Raw genomic sequence first — 21,674 nt, 5'->3', positions numbered from 1 at the left:
TGACAGAGCGTCGGCTTGACACGCGGGCCGAGCGGGTGCACGATGAGACGCGATGTGAACGGTCACACGGAGACGTGAGGCCCCGACGAAGAAGTCCCGACGTGCTCTGCGGTCCCGACTCCTCGGCGGCGCATCCCTCCCTCATGGGAAGGGAGGAACCCGAGTCCTGGATTCAGAGGAGAACACCCGTGAAGAAGCACCTTCTGCTCGTCGGCATCGTCGCCGTCGGCGGACTCGCGCTCGCCGGCTGCAGCGGCGACCGCACCGGAGGCGGCGCAGCGACGGAGGAGGGCGGCGAGGTCGACACGAGCTCGCTCACCATCGGCGTCGCGATGCCCACGCAGCAGTCCGAGCGCTGGATCGCGGACGGCGACAACGTCAAGGCGACGCTCGAGGACCTCGGCTACCAGGTCGACCTCCAGTACGCCAACGACGACATCCCCACGCAGGTCTCGCAGATCGAGAACATGATCTCGAGCGGCGCCGACGCCCTCATCATCGCGTCGATCGACGGCACGACCCTCACGGACGTGCTGCAGACCGCGGCCGACAGCGACATCCCCGTGATCGCCTACGACCGCCTCATCAACGGCACCGAGAACGTCGACTACTACACGACGTTCGACAACTACCAGGTCGGCGTCCAGCAGGCGACGAGCCTCCTGACCGGTCTCGGCGTGCTCGACGAGAACGGCGAGGAGACGGGCGTGGAGGGCCCGCTCAACGTCGAGCTCTTCGCGGGCAGCCCCGACGACAACAACGCGACCTTCTTCTGGGACGGCGCCATCGACACCCTCCAGCCCTACCTCGACTCGGGTGTGCTCGAGGTGCCGTCGGGGCAGACCGACTTCGACCAGGCGGCGATCCTCCGCTGGCTGCCGGAGACGGCGCAGGAGCGCATGGAGAACATCCTCACGATCGTCGGTGACACGAAGATCGACGGCGTGCTCTCGCCCTACGACGGCCTCTCGATCGGCATCATCTCGGCGCTGACCTCGGGCGGGTACTCGGCCGACGACCTCCCGGTCGTCACGGGTCAGGACGCCGAGGTCGGCTCGGTGAAGTCGATCCTCGCGGGTGAGCAGTACTCGACGATCTTCAAGGACACCCGTCTCCTCGGCGAGACGGCGGCTGACATGGTCGACGCCCTCATGCACGGCGAGGAGCCCGAGGTCAACGACACCGAGACGTACGACAACGGCGTCAAGGTCGTCCCGTCGTACCTCCACGAGTCGACGATCGTGACCGCTGACAACTACGAGGAGATCCTCGTCGACAGCGGCTACTACACGGCCGACGAGCTCCAGTAAGCCCCTCCGTTCCGGCCCGCCGCGCCGCTCCGGCGCGGCGGGCCGGACGGGTCCCACCCGCACAGCGAGAAAGCGAACGCGTGAACACCATCCTCGAGATGCGCGGCATCACCAAGGAGTTCCCGGGCGTCAAGGCACTGCAGGACGTCACGCTCGAGGTCGAGCGGGGCACCGTCCACGCCATCTGCGGCGAGAACGGCGCCGGCAAGTCGACGCTCATGAAGGTGCTCTCGGGCGTCTACCCGAACGGCACGTACGAGGGCGACATCGTCCTCGAGGGCGAGGTCGCCTCGTTCCGCGACATCCGCGACTCCGAGGAGTCGGGTGTCGTCATCATCCACCAGGAGCTGGCGCTGAGCCCCTACCTGTCCATCGCCGAGAACATCTTCCTCGGCAACGAGCGGCAGAAGAACGGGTTCATCGACTGGCACGAGACGAACGTCGAGGCCTCGAAGCTCCTCGCGCGCGTCGGGCTGGGCGACAACCCGGCGACGCCCGTGAACGAGATCGGCGTTGGCAAGCAGCAGCTCGTCGAGATCGCGAAGGCCCTCTCGAAGCGCGTCAAGCTGCTCATCCTCGACGAGCCGACCGCCGCGCTCAACGACGAGGACTCCGCCCACCTGCTCGACCTCATCCGCCACCTCAAGGGGCAGGGGATCACGTCGATCATCATCAGCCACAAGCTCAACGAGATCAAGGCGATCGCCGATCGCGTGACGATCATCCGCGACGGGCGCACGATCGAGACGCTCGAGCTCAAGGCCGACGACGTCTCAGAGGACCGCATCATCAAGGGGATGGTCGGCCGCGATCTCGCGCACCGCTACCCCGACCGCACGGTCGACATCGGCGAGGAGGTGTTCCGCGTCGAGGACTGGTGGGTGAGCCATCCCACGGAGCCCGGCCGCGTGATCATCCACGGCGCCAACCTCCACGCACGGGCGGGCGAGGTCGTCGGCATCGCCGGCCTCATGGGCGCCGGCCGCACCGAGCTCGCCATGAGCATCTTCGGCCGCTCGTACGGCGCGAACATCTCGGGCACCGTCTCCGTGCGCGGCACGGCCGTGAACACCCGCACCGTCGCCGACGCGATCGACGCGGGCATCGCGTACGCCACCGAGGATCGCAAGGTCTACGGCCTCAATCTCATCGACGACATCAAGCGGAACATCTCGCTCGCGTCGCTCGGCAAGCTCGCGCGTCGGGGATGGGTCGACGCGCAGGAGGAGTACGTCGTCGCCGACCGCTACCGCAAGAGCATGAACATCAAGGCGCCCACGGTGGCGTCCGTGGTCGGCAAGCTCTCGGGAGGCAACCAGCAGAAGGTCGTCCTCTCCAAGTGGCTGTTCTCCGATCCGGAGGTGCTCATCCTCGACGAGCCGACACGCGGCATCGACGTCGGCGCCAAGTACGAGATCTACACCCTCATCAACGAGCTCGCGGCACAGGGCAAGGCCGTCGTCGTCATCTCGTCCGAGCTGCCGGAGCTGCTCGGCATCTGCGACCGCATCTACGCGATCTCGGAGGGGCACATCACGGGCGAACTGCCCATCGCGCAGGCGACGCCCGAGTCGCTCATGCAGCTCATGACCAAGGAGAAGGAAGCCGACCATGTCCTCAGCTAGCGCCCCCGCGCCGTCGCCCGTGCGCGACGCGATCGCGTTCCTGACCTCGAGGCTCCGCCAGATCGGCATCTTCCTCGCGCTCATCGCGATCGTGCTGTTCTTCCAGATCGTCACGAGCGGCCGTCTCCTGACGGCCGGCAACGTGTCGAACATCATCGTCCAGAACAGCTACATCCTCATCCTCGCGATCGGCATGGTGATGATCATCATCGCCGGCCACATCGACCTGTCGGTGGGCTCGGTCGCCGCGTTCGTCGGCGCCGTGTCCGGCGTCATGATCGTGCACTGGGGATGGCCGTGGTGGGCGGGCATCATCGTCTCGCTGCTCATCGGCGCCGCCGTCGGAGCCTGGCAGGGGTTCTGGGTCGCCTACGTGGGCATCCCCGCGTTCATCGTGACGCTCGCGGGCATGCTCCTCTTCCGCGGCCTCACGCAGATCGTGCTCGGCAACACGCAGATCACGCCGTTCCCGACCGAGTACCGCCAGCTCGGCGGCGGCTACCTGTTCCCGCAGCTGTTCCCCGCGTCGAGCTCGCCCGCGGAGTGGATCACGGTGGGCCTCGGCATCCTCGCGCTGCTGCTCTACATCGGCAACTCGCTGCGCGAGCGCGGCAAGCGCGTGAAGCTCGGCCTCGAGAGCGAGCCCGCCTCGTGGTTCTACGTGAAGCTCGTCTTCATCTCGGCGCTCATCGCGTACCTCACGTACCTGCTCGGCATCGCCGACGGGTCGCGCGGAACCCCCATCGTGCTCATCGTGCTGGGCGTCCTCATCCTCGGGTACTCGCTCGTCATGAACCGCTCGGTGTTCGGGCGCCACATCTACGCGATCGGCGGCAACCGCCACGCGGCCGACCTGTCGGGCATCAAGTCGAAGAAGGTCGACTTCTACCTCTTCGTCAACATGGGCGTGCTCGCCGCGCTCGCGGGCCTCGTGTTCACGGGGCGCCTCAACTCGGCCGGCCCCGGCGCGGGCAACCTGTTCGAGCTCGACGCCATCGCGGCGGCGTTCATCGGCGGGGCTGCCGTCCAGGGCGGTGTCGGCACCGTCATCGGCGCCATCACGGGCGGTCTCATCATGGGCGTGCTCAACAACGGCATGTCGCTGCTCGGCATCGGCACCGACTACCAGCAGTTCATCAAGGGCCTCGTGCTGCTGCTGGCGGTGGCGTTCGACGTCTGGAACAAGCGCCGGTCGCGCGCCAGCTGATCGCGGGCATCCGAGAGGGCCGGGGAGTCGACGACTCCCCGGCCCTCCGTCGTCAGTGCGGAAGCCCGAGCGGCAGGATGTGCGGGGCGCCGCCGTCGGGATCCGCGACGAGCGCCGAGCGGATGCCGAACACCCGCTCGAGCACCTCGGGGGTGGCGACCTCGCGCGGTTCGCCGGCAGCGACGACGGCCCCCTCGCGCAGGGCCACGAGCCAGTCGGCGTAGCGCGCGGCCAGCGAGAGGTCGTGCAGCACCATGACGATCGTCCGGCCGGACTCCCGGTTGAGGGAGCGGACGAGGTCGAGCACCTCGAGCTGGTGCGCGACGTCGAGGTATGTCGTCGGCTCGTCGAGCAGGATGGTCTCGGTCTGCTGGGCGAGGGTCAGCGAGATCCACGCGCGCTGCCGCTGGCCGCCGGACAGCTCGTCGAGCGGCGCGTCGGCGAGGTCGGCGAGCCCCGTCGCCGCGAGCGCCTCGCGCACGATGCGCTCGTCGTCGCGCGAGAAGCGGTCGTACCAGCGCTGGTGCGGCGTGCGTCCGCGCGCCACGAGCTCGAGCACCGTCAGCCCCGCGGGGGCGGTCGGCGCCTGCGGCAGCAGGGCGACCCGGCGCGCGAGCTCGCGATGCGCCATCCGGTCGACGGGCGAGCCATCGAGCAGCACCTGCCCGGACGCGGGGGCGAGGAGCCGCCCGAAGCCGCGCAGCAGCGTCGACTTGCCGCAGCCGTTGGGTCCGATGATCGCCGTCACGCGCCCCGCGGGGACGGCCAGGTCGAGGCCGTCGATGATGGTGCGGCCGTCGTACGCGAGCGACAGCGAGACGGCTTCCAGGCGCGCGGGCGTCACGCGATCCTCCTTCGTCCTCGGATGATGAGCCACAGCAGGTAGGGCACGCCGACGAGAGCGGTGCCGACGCCCGCGGGCAGGGGCAGGGGGAACAGCCGGGAGGCGGCGAGATCCGCGGTCAGCAGCATCGTCGCGCCGACGAGGGCGCTCGCCCAGAGCGGGGGAGTCGGCGTGCGTGCCGCGAGGCGGGCGATCTGCGCAGCGGCGAGGGCAACGAAGGAGATCGGGCCGGCGACGAGCGCCGCGAACGAGGCGAGCAGGACGGCCGTCGCGAGCGCGGCGAGCCGGACCGGCCCGAGCCGCACGCCGATTCCGACGGCCGTCTGGTCGTCGAACGCCGTCAGCGCGAGGGCGTGCGCGAGGCCGGACGCGGCCACGAGCAGCAGGGCGATGGCGACGACGCTCGGGGCGATGGCGCTCCACTCGCGGCCGTTGAGCGATCCGCTCATCCACGTCAGCGCGATGGCCGCATTCGTCACGTCTCCGAGCGTGAGGAGCCAGGTCGTGAGGCTCGTCGCGAGCCACGAGACGCCGATCCCCGCCAGCACGGTGCGGTGGAGGTCGATGCCGCCGCGCCATCCGAGCGCCGCGGTGACGGCCCCGGCGGCGACGCCGCCCGCGAGCGCGGCGGCGGGCATGAGCACCGATGCCGCGACGCCGCTCGCTCCTCCGCTCGCGCCACCGGCGAGGACGAGGACGGCCACCGCGCCGAGCGCTGCCGTCGACGTGACGCCGAGGATGTCGGGGCTCGCGAGCGGATTCCGCGCGATCGTCTGCGTGAGGGCGCCCGCCATCCCGAGGGCGAGGCCCGCCGTGAGCGCCGCGGTCGCCCTCGGAAGGCGGAACCCCTGCACGATGAGCTCCGTGGCGTCGTCGGATGCCCGTCCGACGAGCGCGCGGAGGAGCTCGTCGACGGGGATGACCGTGGTGCCGACGGAGAGGTGGACGGCGAAGGCCGCGAGGGCGAGGAGCGCCAGCACGGCCGTCGTCGCGATCGCCCGGGGGCGCAGCAGGGTCGAGAACGGGCCGAGGCGCGCGGGGCGCACAGGCGGGCGCCGGCTCACCGGACGCCGGCTCACCGGACGCCGGCTCACAGGGCCACCGTCCGGCGGGAGCGGGCGATGGCGACGAAGAGCGGGGCGCCGACGACGGCGAGCACGACGGTGACGGAGATCTCCCCGGGGCGGGCGACGACGCGGCCGATCGTGTCGGCGACGAGCACGACGGCGGGGCCCAGCAGCGCGGCGGCGGGCAGCTGCCACCGGTAGTCGGGGCCGACGAGGCGGCGGGCGAGGTGCGGCACGATGAGGCCCGCGAACGCGATCGGGCCCGCGAGGGCGACCGCCGCGCCGCCCAGCAGCGCGATGGCCGCGATCCCGACCGTGCGGGCGCGCCACGGCGCCTGGCCGAGCGCGGAGGCGGCGTCGTCTCCGAGCGCGAGGGCGTTCAGCGCGCGGGTGTTGACGGCGGCGAGGATCATGCCCGCCGCGACGAGCGGCCACACCGAGGCGAGCGCTCCGCTGCGGGACGCGAGCGAGCCGACCTGCCAGAAGCGCAGCTGGTCGAGCGCCTGCAGGTCGAGAAGCGAGATCGCGGTGACGAGGGACGAGGCGAGCGCGGAGATCGCGACGCCTGCGAGCACAAAGGAGAGCGTGCCTTCGCGCCCCGGCGCCACGCGCGCGATTCCGAAGACGAGCAGCGCCACGACGAGCGCGCCGCCGAAGGCGCACAGCGCGAGGACGAAGGCGGGCGGGTTCGCGCCGGCCGCGGTCACGGCGACCACAGCGAGGGCGGCGCCCTGGTAGATGCCGAGCAGCCCGGGGTCGGCGACGGGGTTGCGCGTGTGCCCCTGTGCGAGCACGCCCGCCACCCCGAGGCACGCTCCGACCACGAGGCCGAGCACGGTGCGGGGGAGCCGGAGGCCGAGGATCGTCACGTCGGCGTCCGTGCCGGTCGGGGCGAACAGGGCTCCGACGACCTCGGCGGGCGACGTCGGGCGGCCGCCGACCGCGAGGCTCACGAGCAGCGCCGCCACGAGGGCGAGGGCGCAGAGGAGGACGGTGCGCGGTCGCGCGGCGGCAGGACGGGACATAGCTGGGTCTTAGGTTAGTCTCACCTTCGCAGGTTGCCGAATCCCGGTGACCGGCACCGTCCCACCACCCCCCCACAGAGGATCCGCATGACTCTCCTGCGCCCATCCGCCGCCCTCGGCCTGCTCGGCCTCACCGCCGGCCTGCTCGTCGCCTGTGCGCCCGCCGACGGGGCCGCGGCTCCCGCCGAGACGGCGGCGGCCGCCGACACGGCCGCCGCGTTCCCCGTCACGATCGAGCACGCCATGGGCGAGACGACCATCGACGAGCAGCCGCTGCGCGTCGTCGCACTCGACCCGAGCTACGTCGACGCCACCCTGCTGCTGGGTGCCGAGCTCGTCGGCTACGCCGACTACCGCCAGGACCCCGAGCAGCCGTTCGCCCCCTACCTCGGCGACGTGAGCGCGCTCGCTGGCGACGCCGTGAGCGTCGGCACGATCGCCGAGCCCGATCTCGAGGCGATCCTCGCGCTCGAGCCCGACCTCATCGTGTCGGCCAAGGTCCGTCAGGAGGCGCTGTACCCCCAGCTCTCCCAGATCGCGCCGACCGTCTTCTCGGAGAGCACGGGGCCGACGTGGCGCGAGAACGTCGTGCTCCTCGGCGAGGCGCTCGGCAAGGAGGAGCAGGCCGAGGAGGCCGTCGCCGCCTACGAGGAGCGCGCCGCCGCCGTCGGCGCTGAGATCCTCGAGGCGCAGCCCGACCTCACCGCGACCCTCGTCCGGTTCGCGGGCGAGGACACCGCCCGCCTGTACTCGAGCGACTCGTTCATCGGCGAGATCCTCGCGGACATGGGCATCCCGCGGCCCGAGAGCGCGCCCGACACGACCGAGTCGATCTTCGTGCCGATCTCGCAGGAGCAGATCCTCGACGTCGACGCGGGGCTCGTGCTCGTGAGCTCGTGGGAGCCCGAGGGGTCGGAGGGCGACGCCTCGCGAGCGCAGCGGGAGCAGTTCGAGTCGAACCCCCTGTGGGAGCGGCTGGAGGGCGAGCAGCTCGCGGTCGACGACGCGGTCTTCCTCGCCTCGGTGTCGATCCAGGGCGCGCACGAGGTGGTCTCCACCCTCGCCGAGCACTTCGGCGTCGACCCGCTCCTGGAGGGCTGAGGCGGGCAGGCGACGCGCGCCCGCGCGGGCGCGCGTCGCCTACCCTGGTAGGGACATGGCGCATCTTCTCGGGGCCGAGGCCCTGCATCTCGAGTTCCCCACCCGCATCGTCTTCGACTCCGTCACGCTCGGCGTGAACGAGGGCGACCGCATCGGCATCGTGGGCCGCAACGGCGACGGCAAGAGCTCGCTGCTGGCGATGCTCGCGGGTCGTCTCCAGCCGGACGGCGGGCGGGTCACGGTGCGCGGCGGCGTCACGATGGGCGTGCTCGACCAGCAGGATGTGCTCGCCGACGACGACACCGTCGGCCACGCGGTCGTGGGCGACGCACCCGAGCACGAGTGGGCGGGCGAGGCGCGCATCCGCGACGTCATCGCCGGCCTCCTCAGCGGCCTCGACTGGAACGCGCGGATCGGCTCGCTCTCGGGCGGCCAGCGCCGCCGTGTCGCTCTCGCCCGCCTGCTCGCGGGCGACTGGGATGTGCTCGCGCTCGACGAGCCCACCAACCACCTCGACGTCGAGTCGATCTCCTGGCTCGCGGCGCACCTGAAGAAGCGGTGGCCGGCGAACGCCGGGGGACTTCTCGTCGTCACGCACGACCGGTGGTTCCTCGACGAGGTCTGCACGGCCACGTGGGAGGTGCACGACCGCATCGTGGAGCCCTTCGAGGGCGGGTACGCGGCCTACATCCTGCAGCGCGTCGAGCGCGACCGGCAGGCGGCCGCCATCGAGCAGCGCCGTCAGAACCTCGCGCGCAAGGAGCTCGCCTGGCTGCGCCGCGGCGCACCGGCGCGCACCTCGAAGCCGAAGTTCCGCATCGACGCCGCGAACGAGCTCATCGCCGACGTGCCCGAGATCCGCAACCGCGTGGCGCTGCAGTCGCTCGCCGTCTCGCGGCTCGGCAAGGACGTCGTCGACCTGCTCGATGCGGGCGTCGCGTACGGCGACCGCGAGATCATCCGCGACGTGGAGTGGCGCATCGCGCCCGGCGAGCGCACGGGCATCCTCGGCGTCAACGGCGCCGGCAAGTCGACGCTGCTCGGGCTCGTCTCGGGCACGGTCGAGCCGACATCCGGGCGCGTCAAGCGCGGCACGACCGTCAAGGTCGCGACCCTCACGCAGCGGATGGACGAACTCGACCCCCACCTCGACGACCCCGTCCGCGTCGTCATCTCGGGTCTCCGCACGAGCTACACGTTCGGCGCGGGGTCGAAGGCGTCGGAGCTGACCCCCGGCCAGCTGCTCGAGCGGATGGGCTTCTCGTCGGCGCAGCTGTCGACGCCCGTGAAGGACCTCTCGGGCGGACAGAAGCGCCGTCTGCAGCTGCTTCTCGTGCTGCTCGACCAGCCGAACGTGCTGATCCTGGACGAGCCGACGAACGACCTCGACACCGACATGCTCGCGGCCATGGAGGACCTGCTCGACGAGTGGGCCGGCACGCTCCTCGTCGTGTCGCATGACCGATACTTCCTCGAGCGTGTGACCGACCAGCAGTACGCGATCCTCGACCGGCGCCTGCGGCACCTGCCGGGCGGGGTGGACGAGTACCTGCGCCTGCGGGCCGCGCAGGACGACGCGCCGTCGGCGCCCGCGCCATCCGCCCCCGCGGCGGCGGCGGGCCTGTCGGGCGCCGAGCTGCGTGCCGCGCAGAAGGAGCTCGCGGCCGCCGAGCGCAAGCTCGAGAAGCTCGCGGCTGACATCGCGACCGTGCACGATCGGATGGCCGCGCACGATCAGAGCGACTACGCGGGGCTCGGCGCGCTGACCGCGGAGATCCGTGCGCTCGAGGAGCAGACCGCCGCGCTCGAGGAGCGCTGGCTGGAGCTGTCCGAGCAGATCGGCTGAGACGTCACGCCGCAGCGGCGGCGGGCGTCCGGCGGGCCGCGATGACGGCGTCGAGGCTGAAGCGGCCGGCGCCGACGAGGGCGACCGCGAGCGCGGACGCTCCGAGCAGCGCCGTCAGCTCCCAGCCCCCGTCGGCCACGAAGACGCCGTAGGGCATATGCACGAGCGCCGTGGCGACGAGCATCTGCGCGGCGATGAGCCCGCCCGCGACGGGAGCGGCGGCTCCGAGCAGGATGGCGGCGCCGCCCAGGAGCTCGATGGCGATCGCGAGGGGCGCCGTGACGGAGGCGAGGGGCATCCCCATCGCCTCGAAGCTCTCGGTCGTGCCCGCGAGTGTGAACGCGAAGAGCTTCTGCGCGCCGTGGGCGATCATCACGACGCCGAGGGCGATGCGCAGCACGAGCAGTCCGAGGTCGCCGGCGAGGGGGAAGCGCTGGGTGAGCGGGGGCATGAGGTCTCCGTTCATCGGTCCGGTTCGGAGGGTCGACGCTAGGCACCCTCAGTGAACGGATCCTGGGAGCGGGGTCGTCGGAGGCGCGCGGCGTCGCGTCGGTACATCGCGGCGTGGGAGACGAAGTCCGCTCGCCCGGTCGACTCGGCGCGATCGTCGGTGAAGGCGGCGAGCGCGTCGAGCCGACAGGCGGCTTCGGCACGGATGTCGTCGTGCGCCCAGGACCCGCCGTACGCCGCGACGAGCGCGGCGACGCGCGCCTCGCGGGAGCCGTCCCTCGCGACGTCGTATCCGGGCGCGTCCTCGGCGAACGGGGCGAGGCGGTAGGCGAGGTACGCGACATCCCACACGCGAGAGCCAGGGGAGGCCATGTCGAAGTCGATCGCGCCGACGCTGCCGTCGTTCGACACGACGAGGTTGTACGGCGCGAAGTCGTTGTGGCAGATCACCTCGGCCGGCTCGCGCGCGGGCTGCCGCCAGGGCCGGCGCGACGCGACGAGCGGCATGCTGGCGTCATGGATCCGTCGGAGGAGGATCGCCGCGGACGTCAGGAGCTCCGGCCGCCACATCTCGCCCGGAGGCAGCCCGCTCATCATCCGCCCGTCGACGTACGAGAGGATCTCGCGACCCTGATCGTCTCTCCCGAGCGGGCGCGGCACGGAGGCGATCCCCGCCCGCGCGCACGCCACCAGGAGGTCGTGCACGGCGGGCGTCCACGGCCCGGCGACACGGCGCACGGTGTCGCCCAGGCGCACGACCGGCTCCATGTTGCCGCCGGAGAGGATCTCCTCGTCGCTCACGCCGGCTCGCCGACCAGGCTGTGCCGCGCCGCCTCGGCGCCGTCGATCCGCAGCGGCCAGGCGGGGCGCGCGAACTCCTCGGCCGCGAGCCGCAGGCCGATCATGTCGTCGACCTGCCCCGGTCGCGGGTGCACGCGCGTGACGCCGTTGTCGCGGTAGCCGAGCCGGCGCGAGACGCCGAGCGACGCCGCGTTCCAGCTCGCGGCGCCCGACACGGCCCACTCGGCCCCGAGCACGTCGAACGCGAACAGGAGCACCGCGGCACGCATCTCGGTGCCGATGCCCCGCCCCTGCGCCGACCGCGTGAGCCACGATCCCGTGTGGACGGTGCGAAGCGCGGCGAAGTCGTCGGCATCGAGGTCCTGGATGCCGACGGGCGCGCCATCCGCGTGGACGGCGAAGCTCAGGCCCCAGGAGCCGGGGGAGATCCGCGCGCGGCGACCCCAGTGGAAGCGCGCGAACTCGCGGCGCAGTGCGGCGGGCTCGGCGTCGGCCCACGGAGTCTGGAACGGCGTGCGGTCGCGGTCGTGGATGCCGGCGATGGCCGCATCGGCGAGCGGAGCGAGATCGTCGTCGCGCAGGACGCGCAGGCGCAGGCGCGGAGTCGCGAGTTCGAGGGCGAAGAGCGGCCAGAGGGTCTCGAGGCTCATCCGGTCAGGCTACGCCCGAAGGGGAGGCGCATCCGGTGCCCGGTCGCCCGCGGCGAGCTCGCGTCTCTGGTGGCTCGTCGTGAAGTGGCGCTCGACGAGCTGGAAGAAGAGGTACGAGACGCCGAGCGCGACCGGGAGAGCCCCCAACACCATGGTGAGCCAGTGCGCGGCGGTCGGGAGCGCGAGGGGCAGGAGGAGCAGGTTGGCGAGCCCGAGCAGAGGAGAGTGGATGAGGTAGATGCTGTACGACCACGTGCCCGTGGCGACGAGCGGGCGCCACTCGAAGACACGCCGCACCGCGGTCGTTTGCCCGTCGATCGACGAGCGTCCGAGCGCGACGAGACCCGCCGCGACCCCGGCGCCGACGAGCGTGTCGGCGGCGATGCGCGCGAGCAGGCTCGTGGGCGGGCCGGCGAGCATCCAGCAGGCCCCGGCGAGGATGCCCGTGAGCGCCGCCCATCCGAACCAGGCGGGCGCGACGCGCGTGCCGCGCACCGTCAGGAGGGCGGCGATCATCCCGAGCGCGAAGAGGCCGATGAACCAGAAGCTCGCCGATGCCGTGCGGGGCACGAGGAGGGTCAGGGCGGGGCCGAGTGCGAGCGCGATCGCGAGCATCCCCCACGGGGTGATCCAGCGGCACAGCGGCAGCAGCACGAGCGGCAGGAGGAAGTAGATCTGCCACTCGGTCGCGACCGACCATGCCGGCCCGTTGATCTGGTAGATCCACGCCGGGCTCACATTGTGCACGAGCAGCAGATGGGACACGACGCCTTCGACCGTGACCGGGATCTTGTTGTCCCATGCCGTGCCGGCGCGATTCTGGAGCAGCGGCACGAGCGCGATGAGGAGGAGGAAGAGAGCGAGCGACGCGTAGTAGGGCGGCAGGATGCGCCGCGCGCGCCGCCCGATGTAGCGGCGGAACCCTCCGCGCAGACGGTAGCCGTCGCTGCGCGCCGCCGGGATCATGAGCACGTACCCCGACAGCACGATGAAGACCGGGACGGCGTAGTGGCCGAGCTCGGCGACCCTCGCCACGACCGGGAGCGCCTCCTCGACGTCGCCGGAGCGACCGGTGAACGTCGTCGCGTGCAGGAGCGCGACGCACAGCGCCGCGACGGCGCGGATGCCGTCGGCGAACTCGAACGTCGGTCGCCTGGTCTCGGTCGCGTTCGTCTCGGTCTCGCTGGTCTCGTTCGCGTTGGTCTCGTTCGCGTTGGTCTCGGTCACGCGGGCATGCTGTCAGAGGCGTGTTACCGGCCGGCGACGCGTACGGGATGTCCCCGGGGACCGTCCCGGGGCACCGGCGTCCCGAGGCACGGGCTTCCGAAGCACGGCGATCCCGGGGAACCGGGCGCTACGGGTCGCAGGCGGGCGAGCCCGGCGCGGCGGCGAGGATCGCGAGGCGGTGGGCCGCGGTCTCGAGCAGCGGATGGTCGTCGTCGAGCCGGTCGACGAGCGCCGCCACCTCCTCGGGATCGTCGAGCGTGGCGCATCCGTCGGGCACGAGATCCGAGAGGGGCGTCGACAGCGGCCAGTCGACGAGCTCGTCGTCGTCGACGTCGACGAGGACCCGCACGTGCAGCCGCGTTATCGGGAGGACGTCGTCCAGCCGGGCTTCGCCCTCCACGAGGTCCCAGAGGTCCGCGAGATCCTGCCGTGCCCGCTGTGCTCCGGGGGCGAGTCCGTCCCACTGCGTCGGATCGGCGCGCGTGAACGCGTACACCGAGACCGCCTGGCCGCGGTAGGAGGCGTCGGTGCTGCCGCTGTCGGTGACCAGCGGCTCCCCGAAATCGACCGACGGCGCGAACAGGGCGTCCGCGCGCGAGGTGACCGCCGCGAGCTGGCATGCCGTGAGCGACCCGCCGACGAACCCGCCGGGTTGCGGCCCCGTGTAGCCGGGCGCCATGAGGGGACGGATGGCCGCGCCCGCGCCGTGCGCTCCGCGCGCGCCGTGCGTGTCCCGCGCGCCCGCGCCTGCGCTCGCGGCGGCGTCCGATTGGAGTGGCACGACGACGGCGCCGTCTTCGTACACGATCGTCGGGGCGAAGCCCATGTCGCCGAGGACGAGCAGCGGCGCGGCGTCGCCCGGGTCGCCCGCCGTGCGCACGTCGTCGTCGCATCCGCTGCGCGGACCCGGCGAGGGGCTGCAGGCGACGAGGGCGGCCGCGCACACGAGGACAACGGCCGCGGCGATCGGTCTGCGCATGGTCATCCCCCTCGCGGCCAGTATGGCGCGTGCCCGCGCCGCACGGGGTTGCTATCGTCGCGCCATGACGACCATCCGACGTCTCGGACCGCCGCGCGACGGCGCCCCCGTCGCCCTGGTTCTGCCGGGGGCAGGTTACACGGCTCAGGCGCCGCTGCTCTGGTGGTCGGCGGCTGCGCTCCGGGAATCGGGATACGAGCTGTGGGGTGTCGACTGGCATGACGACGCGGCCGCGGGCGTCGGTGATCCGCACGACTTCGTCGACGCTCACGTGGCGCGGGCACTCGAGGCACTCCCGGCGGAGCCGGTCGTCGTGCTCGCGAAGTCCCTCGGCACCTTCGCGTTGCCGCGATTCGCCCGCACCGGCGTGCGCGCGGCTTGGCTCACGCCCATCCTCACTGACGAGCGCGTGGCGACGGCTCTCCGCGGAGCATCGTCCGATCATCTGGCGGTCGGCGGAGGTGCCGATCCGAGCTGGGTGCCCTCGACCGTCGCAGGCACGCAGGCTTTGTCGATCGAGGTGCCGGGCGCCGATCACGGTCTCGAGGAGGGTGGATGGCGCGCTTCAGCTTTTTCGCAGGCGGGCGTCGTCGAGCGCGTCGTCGCGCACCTGCTCTCCGCGGGCTGATGGCCCGGCACCGGGCGAGCATGCGTGGGCGCGCGGTCGTCTTCTCGAAACGCCGCGAGCTTCCCCTCCCGCCCGCGCGCCTCTCTCGTTGCGCCTCCCGCCCAGCGGCCCCTCCCGGTCGTTGAGCGAGCGCCGTGACCCGATATGCCGTCACGTTCCCTCGCACCTGGCCGTCCCTGGTTGGTGAGCGCGCGGAGCGAGCCGAGACGCGGCGACCGTTCCCCTGCTGCCCGGTCCGTTTCGTGACCATCCTGTGACCTCCTTGGGGTCGGGATGGTCTCGTTCGTTCGTTCGAATGTCGGTGGTGCCTTGGATGATGGGTGTATGTCAGGGCGGAAGCCGAGGTTCGCAGCAGGGTCGTCGTGGGAGGCGACCCCTGCGGAGGTGCGCACGCTCGGGAACGTGCGCGACCTGATCCTGGAGGTGCGTGCGGATCGGGCGCGGCTCGATGGGCTGGAGGCGGGGGCGTTCGCCGCGGCCGCGCGGGTCGCGCAAGCGCAGACCGCCCGGTGCGAGGACGCGTCCGCATACGGGTTCCCGTGGCGGTCCATCGCCCTCGAACTCGCCACCGCGTTGCATCTGTCTCCGGGTGAGGTCGAAGCGAGGCTGCGGCAGGACCTCGCCCTGACCGACCGGTTCCCGATCGTGGCGGATGCGTTGTGTTGTCAGGTGATCACGCGTCGTCAGGCGGACATCATCCGCGAACACGGGGAACGGTTGCCGGCCGAGGTCGTGGAGGAGTACTCGCGGCGTGCGGTGACGTACGCGGAGGACGCGACACCGGGGCAGGTGCGGGTGTTCGCGAAGAGCCTCGCCGGGGTCCTCGACCCGGCACCCCTCCCCGAACGGCACCGGCGCGCCCTGGACCGGAGAGGAACCCGGGTGCGGACCCTCGACGACGGGCTGGCGGAGTTCATCCTCACCGATGAGGCCGCGAAGATCACCGCCATCCACGACCGCCTCACCACCATCGCGAAACCTATCGCCGCGGAAGAGAAGCGACTCGCGGCGGAGGAGAAGCGGCGGTCGGGTCAGGACGAGCAGTACCGTTCAGCGGCGGGCACGGCCGCGACCGCCGGCCCTGTCCGCCGGAACGCGTTCGGGATGCGGATCAACGGTGACGGTGTCGCGGTCGACGCGAACGGGGACGCCACCCACCCCGACAGCGCCCACATCCACGGCCCCGACACCCACGGCCCCGACACCTCCGACGTCCACGGCCCCGCGGGTGGCCCGCGCAACGGTGCCCGGCGGACCGTCCGGTCCACCCTCCCGGGGTGCTCGATGATGCGGGAGCACGTCGAGGTGTTCCACGACGGCACCTGGTACCCCCACGACCCCGCCCTCCCGTTGAGGCCTACGGAGGAGCAGGTCGCGGCGGCGGTGGAGCGGGTGTGGGATGCCCGCACGAGGGATCAGATCCGCGCGGACCTCGCCACCGACCTCCTCCTCACCGGCGCCCCCACGACCCACACGATCGACGGGTCGATCGAGAAGGTCGCCGCGATCCGCGGCACCGTGGCGGTCACGATCGCCGCGACCACCCTCGCAGGCCTCGACGACGACCCCGCCCTCCTCGCCGGATACGGACCCATCCCCCCAGATGTCGCCCGACGTTTCGCGCAGGACGCCCCCGGGTGGGAACGCCTCTTCCAGGACCCCGACACCGGTGCTCTCCACACGGTCGACCACTACACCCCGACCGCGGCGATCCGCCGGCTGATCGAGCTGCGCGACGGGACCTGCCGTGTCCCCGGCTGCCCGCAGCCTGCGTCACGGTGCGAGAAGGACCACACCCGGGAGTGGGAACGAGGCGGCCCCACCTGCGCCGGCAACCTCTCCGCCCTCTGCACGGCACACCACAAGCTCCGACACCACACCCCCTGGCAGATCCGACAACCCGAACCCGGCGTGATCGTCTGGACCAGCCCCCTCGGGTTTGAGTACACCACCGACCCACCCCCGCAGACCGCGCACACCGCCTCGCACGCCCCAGACCCACCTCACCCGTGCATACCGGATTGGGAATACGCGCCCGTCACCCAGGCCGACCTCGACGACCAGTGGCGACACGAATGGGAGAACGGCCTCACCGACCAGCCCCCACCCGGATGGCACCCCGACCCGGAGACGACCGACGAGCATCCGCTTGCGGGCGGTGCGGGACGCGGCGCCTGAGCATCGAACCGCCTCGCCGTCCGAGCAGCTGGCGTGCCACAGCGCCGGCGCGCGCCGCTCAGGCGACCGGTCGTGGCAACGCCCTCACCGCGGCGACCATCGCGAGAAGATCCCGCGAGCGCCGCGAGACCAGCGACATCGAGCGCGTCCTCCCGGTCGTAGACGCCGAGATCGACGTCCGAATCGGGGCGGTGAGTGCCCCGTGCCCGACTGCCGCCGAGCGAGACCGCCACCACCTCGGGCACGCCGGCGATCTCCTCGGCCATCGCCGTGAGACGCGCGTCGTCGAGCATGCCGACAGGCGATGCGCGCTAGGGTCCGCAGCATGCCGTCGCCGAACCCCGCCGAGCTCCATCCGCACGACCCCGCATGGCCGATCACCGCCGCCGGCGAGCTCGCGCGCATCTCGGCCGCGCTCGACGGACTCGGCCCCGCGGAGTTCGACCACATCGGCTCGACCTCCGTCCCCGGCCTCCGCGCCAAGCCGTTCATCGACCTCCAGGTTCGCATCGATCCGCTGCCCGACGAGGCCGCGCTCGCCGCCCGCCTCGAACCGCTCGGGTACCGGATGGCCCTCGGCTCCCGACCAGACTCGCCCGGCGTCACCCGCGACATCCCGCGCGGCGGCGAGCCCGTCGCGGACGAGGTCTGGCAGAAGCGGCTCCTCACGAGCGCCGACGTCCCGGCCATCCTTCACATCCGGCGGATGGACTCGCCGTGGGGCCGCTACACGGTGTGGTTCCGCGACTGGTTGCGCGCGAATCCGGAGGCCCGCGCCCGCTACGAGGCCGTCAAGCTGCAGCTCTCTGCGGAGAACGCCGGCAAGCCCGACTACGACGACTACACACGCGCGAAGAGCGCGTTCTTCGACGAGGTGCAGGGAGCCTTCACAGCGTGGGCGGCGCGCTGAGCTGCGCGTCGTACCAGGCGAGCTTCTCGGCAAGACAATCCGGTGCCGCGTCAGCAGCGTGATCTGCGGCGGAAGAACGTACTCACAGCCCGCCCTGCTCGCGGCAGCCGCGTGATCACCCGGCGCCGTCGAAGCTCAGGCTCAGGCGACGCAGCAGCGCCGCGAGCCGCGAGCGTTCCGACGCCGACAGTCGTCCGAGCAGCTCCGCCTCCGCATCCATCAGCCGGGTGATCGCGGCATCGACGCGCACGCGCCCGTCGTCCGTCAGCGTCACGAGCACGCTCCGGCCATCCGCCGGATCGGCCTCGCGCCGCACGAAGCCGCGCGTCACGAGCCGGTCGATGCGGTTCGTCATCGTGCCGCTCGACACGAGCGTCTGCAGCAGCAGCTGCTTCGGGCTGAGCTGGTAAGGCGCGCCCGCCCGTCGCAGGGCGGACAGCACGTCCCACTCCCACGGCTCGATGTCGGTGCGGCTGAACGCCTCCCGCCGAGCGCGATCGAGATGCCGAGACAGCCGGTCGACGCGCGAGAGCACCTCCATCGGCGAGAAGTCGAGATCGGGTCGCTGCGTCGCCCACGCGCCGACGATCCGGTCGACTTCGTCGGTGTCCGTGGCCATCCGACCAGTATCTCCTATGGGTCCCCGGCCCGAGCGGATGGTCATGGCAGACTTGACGGGCGGCCGACGGGCCGCGGTCCGCCATGGTGTAACGGCAGCACGACAGCCTTTGGAGCTGTGAGGACCAGGTTCGAATCCTGGTGGCGGAGCGTGACGGAGAACGACGTGACACAGACCGAGCTGGCGATCGTCATCCTGGCGGCAGGCCAGGGGACCCGGATGAAGTCGAAGCTGCCGAAGGTGCTGCACCGCATCGGAGGCCGGCCGCTCGTGGGGCACGTGCTCCACACGGCCCAGCAGCTCGACGCCGTCGTGACGCGCGTCGTCGTGCGCCACGAGCGCGACCGCGTCGTCGAGGCGATCGCCGACTTCCCGGGCGTCGAGCCCGTCGACCAGGACGACATCCCCGGCACGGGCCGCGCCGTGCAGATCGCCGTCGAAGCCCTGCCCACCGCGTTCGCAGGCGACGTCCTCGTGCTGAGCGGCGACGTCCCCCTCCTCGACGCCGACACCCTCGCCGCCCTCATCGACGCGCACCGGCGCACGGGAGCCGAGGCGACCATCCTCAGCGCGACGCTCGACGACCCCACCGGCTACGGACGCGTCATCCGCGACCCAGACGGCACCGTGGCGCGCATCGTCGAGCAGAAGGACGCCGACGAGGCGGAGGCCGCCGTCGCCGAGATCAACGCCGGCGTCTACGTCTTCCGCGCCCCGTCGCTGCGCGCCCAGCTCGCCCGGGTCGGAACCGACAACGCGCAGGGCGAGATGTACCTCACCGATGTCGTCCGCCTGCTCCGCGAGGCCGGCGCGGCGGTCGCCGCGACGACGGCCCCCGACGCGCGCATCGCCCTCGGGGTGAACGACCGCGTCCAGCTCGCGGAGGCCGCGGCCATCCTCAACGCCCGCGTCGTGCGCCGCTGGCAGCTCGAGGGCGCGACCATCCTCGACCCCGCGACGACCTGGATCGACGACACGGCATCGCTCGCCCCCGACGTCACGGTGCTGCCGAACACCTTCGTGCTCGGGGCCACGAGCGTCGGCGAGGGTGCCACGATCGGACCCGACACATCGCTCGTCGACTGCGAGGTGGGGGAGGAGGCCGTCGTGCGCCGCACCGACGCCACCCTCGCCGTCATCGGACCGCGCGCCACGGTGGGCCCGTTCGCGTTCCTCCGCCCTGGCGCCGAGCTCGCAGAGGGCGCCAAGGTCGGCACATTCGTCGAGGTGAAGAACTCCACGGTCGGCGAGGGGTCCAAGGTCCCGCACCTGTCGTACGTCGGCGACACGACGATCGGCCGCGGGGTGAACCTGGGAGCAGGCGCCATCACGGCGAACTACGACGACGTCGCCAAGCACCGCACCGTCATCGGCGACCAGGTGCACACCGGCTCGCACAACGTCTTCGTCGCCCCGGTTAGACTGGGCGACGGCGCGAAGACGGGAGCGGGCGCGGTCATCCGCAAGGATGTGCCGGCAGGCGCCCTCGCTCTGAGCGTGGCACCTCAGCGGAACATCGCGGGGTGGGTCGAGACCAACAGGGCGGGCTCAGCGGCGGCGGAAGCCGCGGCGAAGGCCGGAGCGGTGGAGAAAGCAGCCGATGGCGCGCACGAAGAAGACCATTGACCTCGACCTCGCGAAGGGCATCGCCCCCGGCGTCATCGCGAAGACGAAGAAGCGCCTCGTGGTGGTGGCCGGACGCTCCCACCCCGAGCTCGCGCAGGCGGTAGGCGAGCACCTCGGCATCGAGATCGCCCCGACCGAGCACCGCACCTTCGCCTCGGGCGAGATCTACACGCGCTTCGAGGTCTCGATGCGCGGCACCGACGTGTTCCTCATCCAGTCGTTCGACCAGAACGTCAACGAGGAGCTCATGGAGATGCTCATCATGCTCGACGCGCTCAAGCGCGCGTCGGCCAAGCGCGTCACCGTCGTCGTGCCGTACTACCCCTACTCGCGTCAGGACAAGAAGGGCCGCGGCCGCGAGCCGATCTCGGCGCGCCTCGTCACCGACCTCATCGCGACGGCCGGCGCCGACCGCATCATGAGCGTCGACCTGCACGCCTCGCAGATCCAGGGCTTCTTCGACGGCCCCGTCGACCACCTGTTCGCCAAGCCGGTCCTGCTCGGGCACTTCCGGGAGACGCTCACGCCCGAGGAGCGCGCGACCCTCACGGTCGTCTCGCCCGACATGGGCCGCGTCCGGGTGGCCGACACCTGGTCGGACAGCCTCGACGCGCCGCTCGCGATCATCCACAAGCGGCGCGACCCGAAGGTCGCCAACCAGGTGTCCGTGCACGAGATCGTCGGCGAGGTCGCGGGCCGGACGTGCCTGCTCGTCGACGACATGATCGACACGGCGGGCACGATCGTGAAGGCCGCGCAGGCCCTCAAGGCGAACGGCGCGAAGAAGGTCATCGTGGGCGCGACGCACGCGATCTTCAGCGACCCCGCGACCGAGCGCCTGCAGGACGACGCCATCGACCGCGTCGTCGTGACCGACACCGTGCCGATCCCCGAGGAGCGCCGCTTCGAGAAGCTCACGGTCCTGTCGGCCGCCCCGCTCCTCGCTCGCGCCATCCGTGAGGTGTTCGACGACGGATCCGTCACGAGCATGTTCGACGGCGCCGCCTGATCACAGCGGACTCATAGGCTGGCCACCGCCGGTCCGCATGGATCGATGGTGAGGTTGCCTCATGGCCGCGGAGTGCGGCACCGATGAGAGGACCGACATGATCCGATCCGCACGCACCGGCGCCGCCCTCGCGGGAGTCGCCGGGATGATCGCCCTCGCCGGCTGCGGCGCCGTGACGGTGGGAGCGTCGACCGACGACACCGCGACATCCGACACGACCGACACGTCGACGACGGAGTCCGCCGAGAGCACCGAGACGTCCGGCACGGACTCGTCTTACGTCGACGGCACCTACACGGCCGAGGGCTCGTACCAGACGCCCGAGTCCGTCGAGACGGTGACCGTCACCGTGACGCTCGAGGACGACATCGTCACGTCCGTGGAGGTGACGGGCGACCCGCAGGCCGCCGAGAGCCAGCGGTACCAGTCGCAGTTCATCGACGGGATCGCCGACGAGGTCGTGGGGATCGACATCGACGAGCTGTCGGTGAGCCGCGTCGCGGGATCCTCCCTCACAAGCGGCGGCTTCAACGCCGCGATCGAGCAGATCATGCAGGACGCGGCGGCCTGAC

At 71.8% G+C, this 21,674-nt stretch carries 20 protein-coding genes, 1 tRNA gene and 1 pseudogene; 12 read left to right on the top strand and 10 right to left on the bottom strand.

Annotated features, from left to right (window positions below):
- The first annotated feature begins 188 nt into the window (after positions 1 to 188).
- The 3 genes from chvE (at position 189) to mmsB (ending at position 4,142) form a co-directional block, all read left to right on the top strand.
- Positions 189 to 1,310, top strand: a complete 1,122-nt coding sequence (gene chvE / locus ABD998_RS04940) for a multiple monosaccharide ABC transporter substrate-binding protein (RefSeq protein WP_345436514.1) — start codon at positions 189 to 191, stop codon at positions 1,308 to 1,310.
- A 98-nt stretch (positions 1,311 to 1,408) separates the two neighbouring features.
- Positions 1,409 to 2,935: a multiple monosaccharide ABC transporter ATP-binding protein gene (gene mmsA / locus ABD998_RS04935; RefSeq protein WP_345436932.1), complete on the top strand. Its 1,527-nt coding sequence runs from the start codon at positions 1,409 to 1,411 to the stop codon at positions 2,933 to 2,935.
- A complete protein-coding gene (mmsB, locus tag ABD998_RS04930; RefSeq protein WP_345436512.1) occupies positions 2,922 to 4,142 on the top strand; it encodes a multiple monosaccharide ABC transporter permease in 1,221 nt (406 codons plus the stop codon). The genes mmsA and mmsB overlap by 14 nt, the downstream gene beginning before the upstream one ends.
- Positions 4,143 to 4,194: 52 nt before the next feature.
- Here mmsB and ABD998_RS04925 read toward each other — a convergent pair whose 3' ends face one another.
- From ABD998_RS04925 to ABD998_RS04915, 3 genes are read right to left on the bottom strand one after another with little or no spacing between them, the layout of a single operon-like run.
- Positions 4,195 to 4,986 (bottom strand): ABC transporter ATP-binding protein, encoded by a 792-nt coding sequence (locus tag ABD998_RS04925; protein ID WP_345436510.1) that lies wholly within the window; start codon positions 4,984 to 4,986, stop codon positions 4,195 to 4,197.
- Positions 4,983 to 6,050, bottom strand: a complete 1,068-nt coding sequence (locus ABD998_RS04920) for a FecCD family ABC transporter permease (RefSeq protein ID WP_345436508.1) — start codon at positions 6,048 to 6,050, stop codon at positions 4,983 to 4,985. The genes ABD998_RS04925 and ABD998_RS04920 overlap by 4 nt, the downstream gene beginning before the upstream one ends.
- 26 nt (positions 6,051 to 6,076) lie before the next feature.
- Positions 6,077 to 7,078: a FecCD family ABC transporter permease gene (locus tag ABD998_RS04915; protein ID WP_345436506.1), complete on the bottom strand. Its 1,002-nt coding sequence runs from the start codon at positions 7,076 to 7,078 to the stop codon at positions 6,077 to 6,079.
- 87 nt (positions 7,079 to 7,165) lie between these two features.
- On the opposite strand from ABD998_RS04915, the gene ABD998_RS04910 reads away from it, so the two are divergent.
- Both ABD998_RS04910 and ABD998_RS04905 read left to right on the top strand, forming a co-directional pair.
- Complete coding sequence (locus ABD998_RS04910; protein ID WP_345436504.1) at positions 7,166 to 8,179, top strand: iron-siderophore ABC transporter substrate-binding protein; 1,014 nt, start codon at positions 7,166 to 7,168, stop codon at positions 8,177 to 8,179.
- Between the two features lie 55 nt (positions 8,180 to 8,234).
- Positions 8,235 to 10,025 (top strand): ABC-F family ATP-binding cassette domain-containing protein, encoded by a 1,791-nt coding sequence (locus ABD998_RS04905; RefSeq protein WP_345436502.1) that lies wholly within the window; start codon positions 8,235 to 8,237, stop codon positions 10,023 to 10,025.
- Between the two features lie 4 nt (positions 10,026 to 10,029).
- On the opposite strand, the gene ABD998_RS04900 is transcribed toward ABD998_RS04905, so the two are convergent.
- The 5 genes from ABD998_RS04900 to ABD998_RS04880 all read right to left on the bottom strand — a co-directional run bounded on the left by ABD998_RS04900 (position 10,030) and on the right by ABD998_RS04880 (position 14,132).
- On the bottom strand, positions 10,030 to 10,476 hold the full coding sequence (locus ABD998_RS04900; protein ID WP_345436500.1) for a DoxX family protein: 447 nt from the start codon (positions 10,474 to 10,476) through the stop codon (positions 10,030 to 10,032).
- 38 nt (positions 10,477 to 10,514) lie between these two features.
- A complete protein-coding gene (locus ABD998_RS04895; protein ID WP_345436498.1) occupies positions 10,515 to 11,276 on the bottom strand; it encodes a phosphotransferase in 762 nt (253 codons plus the stop codon).
- Positions 11,273 to 11,926: a GNAT family N-acetyltransferase gene (locus ABD998_RS04890; RefSeq protein ID WP_345436496.1), complete on the bottom strand. Its 654-nt coding sequence runs from the start codon at positions 11,924 to 11,926 to the stop codon at positions 11,273 to 11,275. The genes ABD998_RS04895 and ABD998_RS04890 overlap by 4 nt, the downstream gene beginning before the upstream one ends.
- A gap of 9 nt (positions 11,927 to 11,935) precedes the next feature.
- Positions 11,936 to 13,153, bottom strand: coding sequence for an acyltransferase family protein (locus tag ABD998_RS04885; protein ID WP_345436494.1), 1,218 nt, complete (start codon positions 13,151 to 13,153; stop codon positions 11,936 to 11,938).
- Positions 13,154 to 13,280: 127 nt separating this feature from the next.
- Positions 13,281 to 14,132, bottom strand: a complete 852-nt coding sequence (locus tag ABD998_RS04880; RefSeq protein WP_345436492.1) for a hypothetical protein — start codon at positions 14,130 to 14,132, stop codon at positions 13,281 to 13,283.
- A gap of 64 nt (positions 14,133 to 14,196) precedes the next feature.
- Between ABD998_RS04880 and ABD998_RS04875 the strand changes: the two genes are divergently transcribed.
- Both ABD998_RS04875 and ABD998_RS04870 read left to right on the top strand, forming a co-directional pair.
- Positions 14,197 to 14,760, top strand: coding sequence for an alpha/beta fold hydrolase (locus ABD998_RS04875; protein ID WP_345436490.1), 564 nt, complete (start codon positions 14,197 to 14,199; stop codon positions 14,758 to 14,760).
- A 324-nt stretch (positions 14,761 to 15,084) separates the two neighbouring features.
- Positions 15,085 to 16,938: an HNH endonuclease signature motif containing protein gene (locus ABD998_RS04870; RefSeq protein WP_345436488.1), complete on the top strand. Its 1,854-nt coding sequence runs from the start codon at positions 15,085 to 15,087 to the stop codon at positions 16,936 to 16,938.
- A gap of 158 nt (positions 16,939 to 17,096) precedes the next feature.
- On the opposite strand, the pseudogene ABD998_RS17785 reads toward ABD998_RS04870, so the two are convergent.
- Positions 17,097 to 17,204: pseudogene (locus tag ABD998_RS17785) on the bottom strand (nucleotidyltransferase domain-containing protein); the annotation flags it as partial.
- Positions 17,205 to 17,263: 59 nt separating this feature from the next.
- Here ABD998_RS17785 and ABD998_RS04865 point away from each other — a divergent pair.
- Positions 17,264 to 17,848, top strand: coding sequence for a GrpB family protein (locus ABD998_RS04865; protein WP_345436486.1), 585 nt, complete (start codon positions 17,264 to 17,266; stop codon positions 17,846 to 17,848).
- 115 nt (positions 17,849 to 17,963) lie between these two features.
- Here ABD998_RS04865 and ABD998_RS04860 read toward each other — a convergent pair whose 3' ends face one another.
- Complete coding sequence (locus ABD998_RS04860; protein WP_345436484.1) at positions 17,964 to 18,467, bottom strand: MarR family winged helix-turn-helix transcriptional regulator; 504 nt, start codon at positions 18,465 to 18,467, stop codon at positions 17,964 to 17,966.
- A 77-nt stretch (positions 18,468 to 18,544) separates the two neighbouring features.
- On the opposite strand from ABD998_RS04860, the gene ABD998_RS04855 reads away from it, so the two are divergent.
- The 4 genes from ABD998_RS04855 to ABD998_RS04840 all read left to right on the top strand — a co-directional run bounded on the left by ABD998_RS04855 (position 18,545) and on the right by ABD998_RS04840 (position 21,673).
- A tRNA-Gln gene (locus ABD998_RS04855) sits at positions 18,545 to 18,616 on the top strand.
- Between the two features lie 16 nt (positions 18,617 to 18,632).
- The gene (gene glmU / locus ABD998_RS04850) at positions 18,633 to 20,093 is read left to right on the top strand and encodes a bifunctional UDP-N-acetylglucosamine diphosphorylase/glucosamine-1-phosphate N-acetyltransferase GlmU (RefSeq protein ID WP_345436482.1); all 1,461 of its coding nucleotides are present in this window, start codon (positions 18,633 to 18,635) and stop codon (positions 20,091 to 20,093) included.
- The gene (locus ABD998_RS04845) at positions 20,068 to 21,102 is read left to right on the top strand and encodes a ribose-phosphate diphosphokinase (RefSeq protein ID WP_345436480.1); all 1,035 of its coding nucleotides are present in this window, start codon (positions 20,068 to 20,070) and stop codon (positions 21,100 to 21,102) included. Before glmU ends, ABD998_RS04845 begins: the two co-directional genes overlap by 26 nt.
- Before the next feature lie 97 nt (positions 21,103 to 21,199).
- Positions 21,200 to 21,673: a hypothetical protein gene (locus ABD998_RS04840; protein ID WP_345436478.1), complete on the top strand. Its 474-nt coding sequence runs from the start codon at positions 21,200 to 21,202 to the stop codon at positions 21,671 to 21,673.
- Position 21,674 lies beyond the last annotated feature (1 nt).

Source organism: Microbacterium gilvum (assembly GCF_039543865.1).
GTDB classification, from domain to species: domain Bacteria; phylum Actinomycetota; class Actinomycetes; order Actinomycetales; family Microbacteriaceae; genus Microbacterium; species Microbacterium gilvum.
This window is presented reverse-complemented; position numbering and strand designations above follow the sequence as displayed.

What these genes read in the sequence shown, in the direction of transcription:
- mmsA (WP_345436932.1), top strand. Translation starts at nt 1,409, where the DNA reads ATGCGCGGCATCACCAAGGAGTTCCCGGGCGTCAAGGCACTGCAGGAC.
- mmsB (WP_345436512.1), top strand. Translation starts at nt 2,922, where the DNA reads ATGTCCTCAGCTAGCGCCCCCGCGCCGTCGCCCGTGCGCGACGCGATC.
- ABD998_RS04915 (WP_345436506.1), bottom strand. Translation starts at nt 7,078, where the DNA reads ATGTCCCGTCCTGCCGCCGCGCGACCGCGCACCGTCCTCCTCTGCGCC.
- ABD998_RS04910 (WP_345436504.1), top strand. Translation starts at nt 7,166, where the DNA reads ATGACTCTCCTGCGCCCATCCGCCGCCCTCGGCCTGCTCGGCCTCACC.
- ABD998_RS04905 (WP_345436502.1), top strand. Translation starts at nt 8,235, where the DNA reads ATGGCGCATCTTCTCGGGGCCGAGGCCCTGCATCTCGAGTTCCCCACC.
- ABD998_RS04900 (WP_345436500.1), bottom strand. Translation starts at nt 10,476, where the DNA reads ATGCCCCCGCTCACCCAGCGCTTCCCCCTCGCCGGCGACCTCGGACTG.
- ABD998_RS04890 (WP_345436496.1), bottom strand. Translation starts at nt 11,926, where the DNA reads ATGAGCCTCGAGACCCTCTGGCCGCTCTTCGCCCTCGAACTCGCGACT.
- ABD998_RS04880 (WP_345436492.1), bottom strand. Translation starts at nt 14,132, where the DNA reads ATGCGCAGACCGATCGCCGCGGCCGTTGTCCTCGTGTGCGCGGCCGCC.
- ABD998_RS04875 (WP_345436490.1), top strand. Translation starts at nt 14,197, where the DNA reads ATGACGACCATCCGACGTCTCGGACCGCCGCGCGACGGCGCCCCCGTC.
- ABD998_RS04870 (WP_345436488.1), top strand. Translation starts at nt 15,085, where the DNA reads ATGTCAGGGCGGAAGCCGAGGTTCGCAGCAGGGTCGTCGTGGGAGGCG.
- ABD998_RS04865 (WP_345436486.1), top strand. Translation starts at nt 17,264, where the DNA reads ATGCCGTCGCCGAACCCCGCCGAGCTCCATCCGCACGACCCCGCATGG.
- ABD998_RS04860 (WP_345436484.1), bottom strand. Translation starts at nt 18,467, where the DNA reads ATGGCCACGGACACCGACGAAGTCGACCGGATCGTCGGCGCGTGGGCG.
- ABD998_RS04845 (WP_345436480.1), top strand. Translation starts at nt 20,068, where the DNA reads ATGGCGCGCACGAAGAAGACCATTGACCTCGACCTCGCGAAGGGCATC.
- ABD998_RS04840 (WP_345436478.1), top strand. Translation starts at nt 21,200, where the DNA reads ATGATCCGATCCGCACGCACCGGCGCCGCCCTCGCGGGAGTCGCCGGG.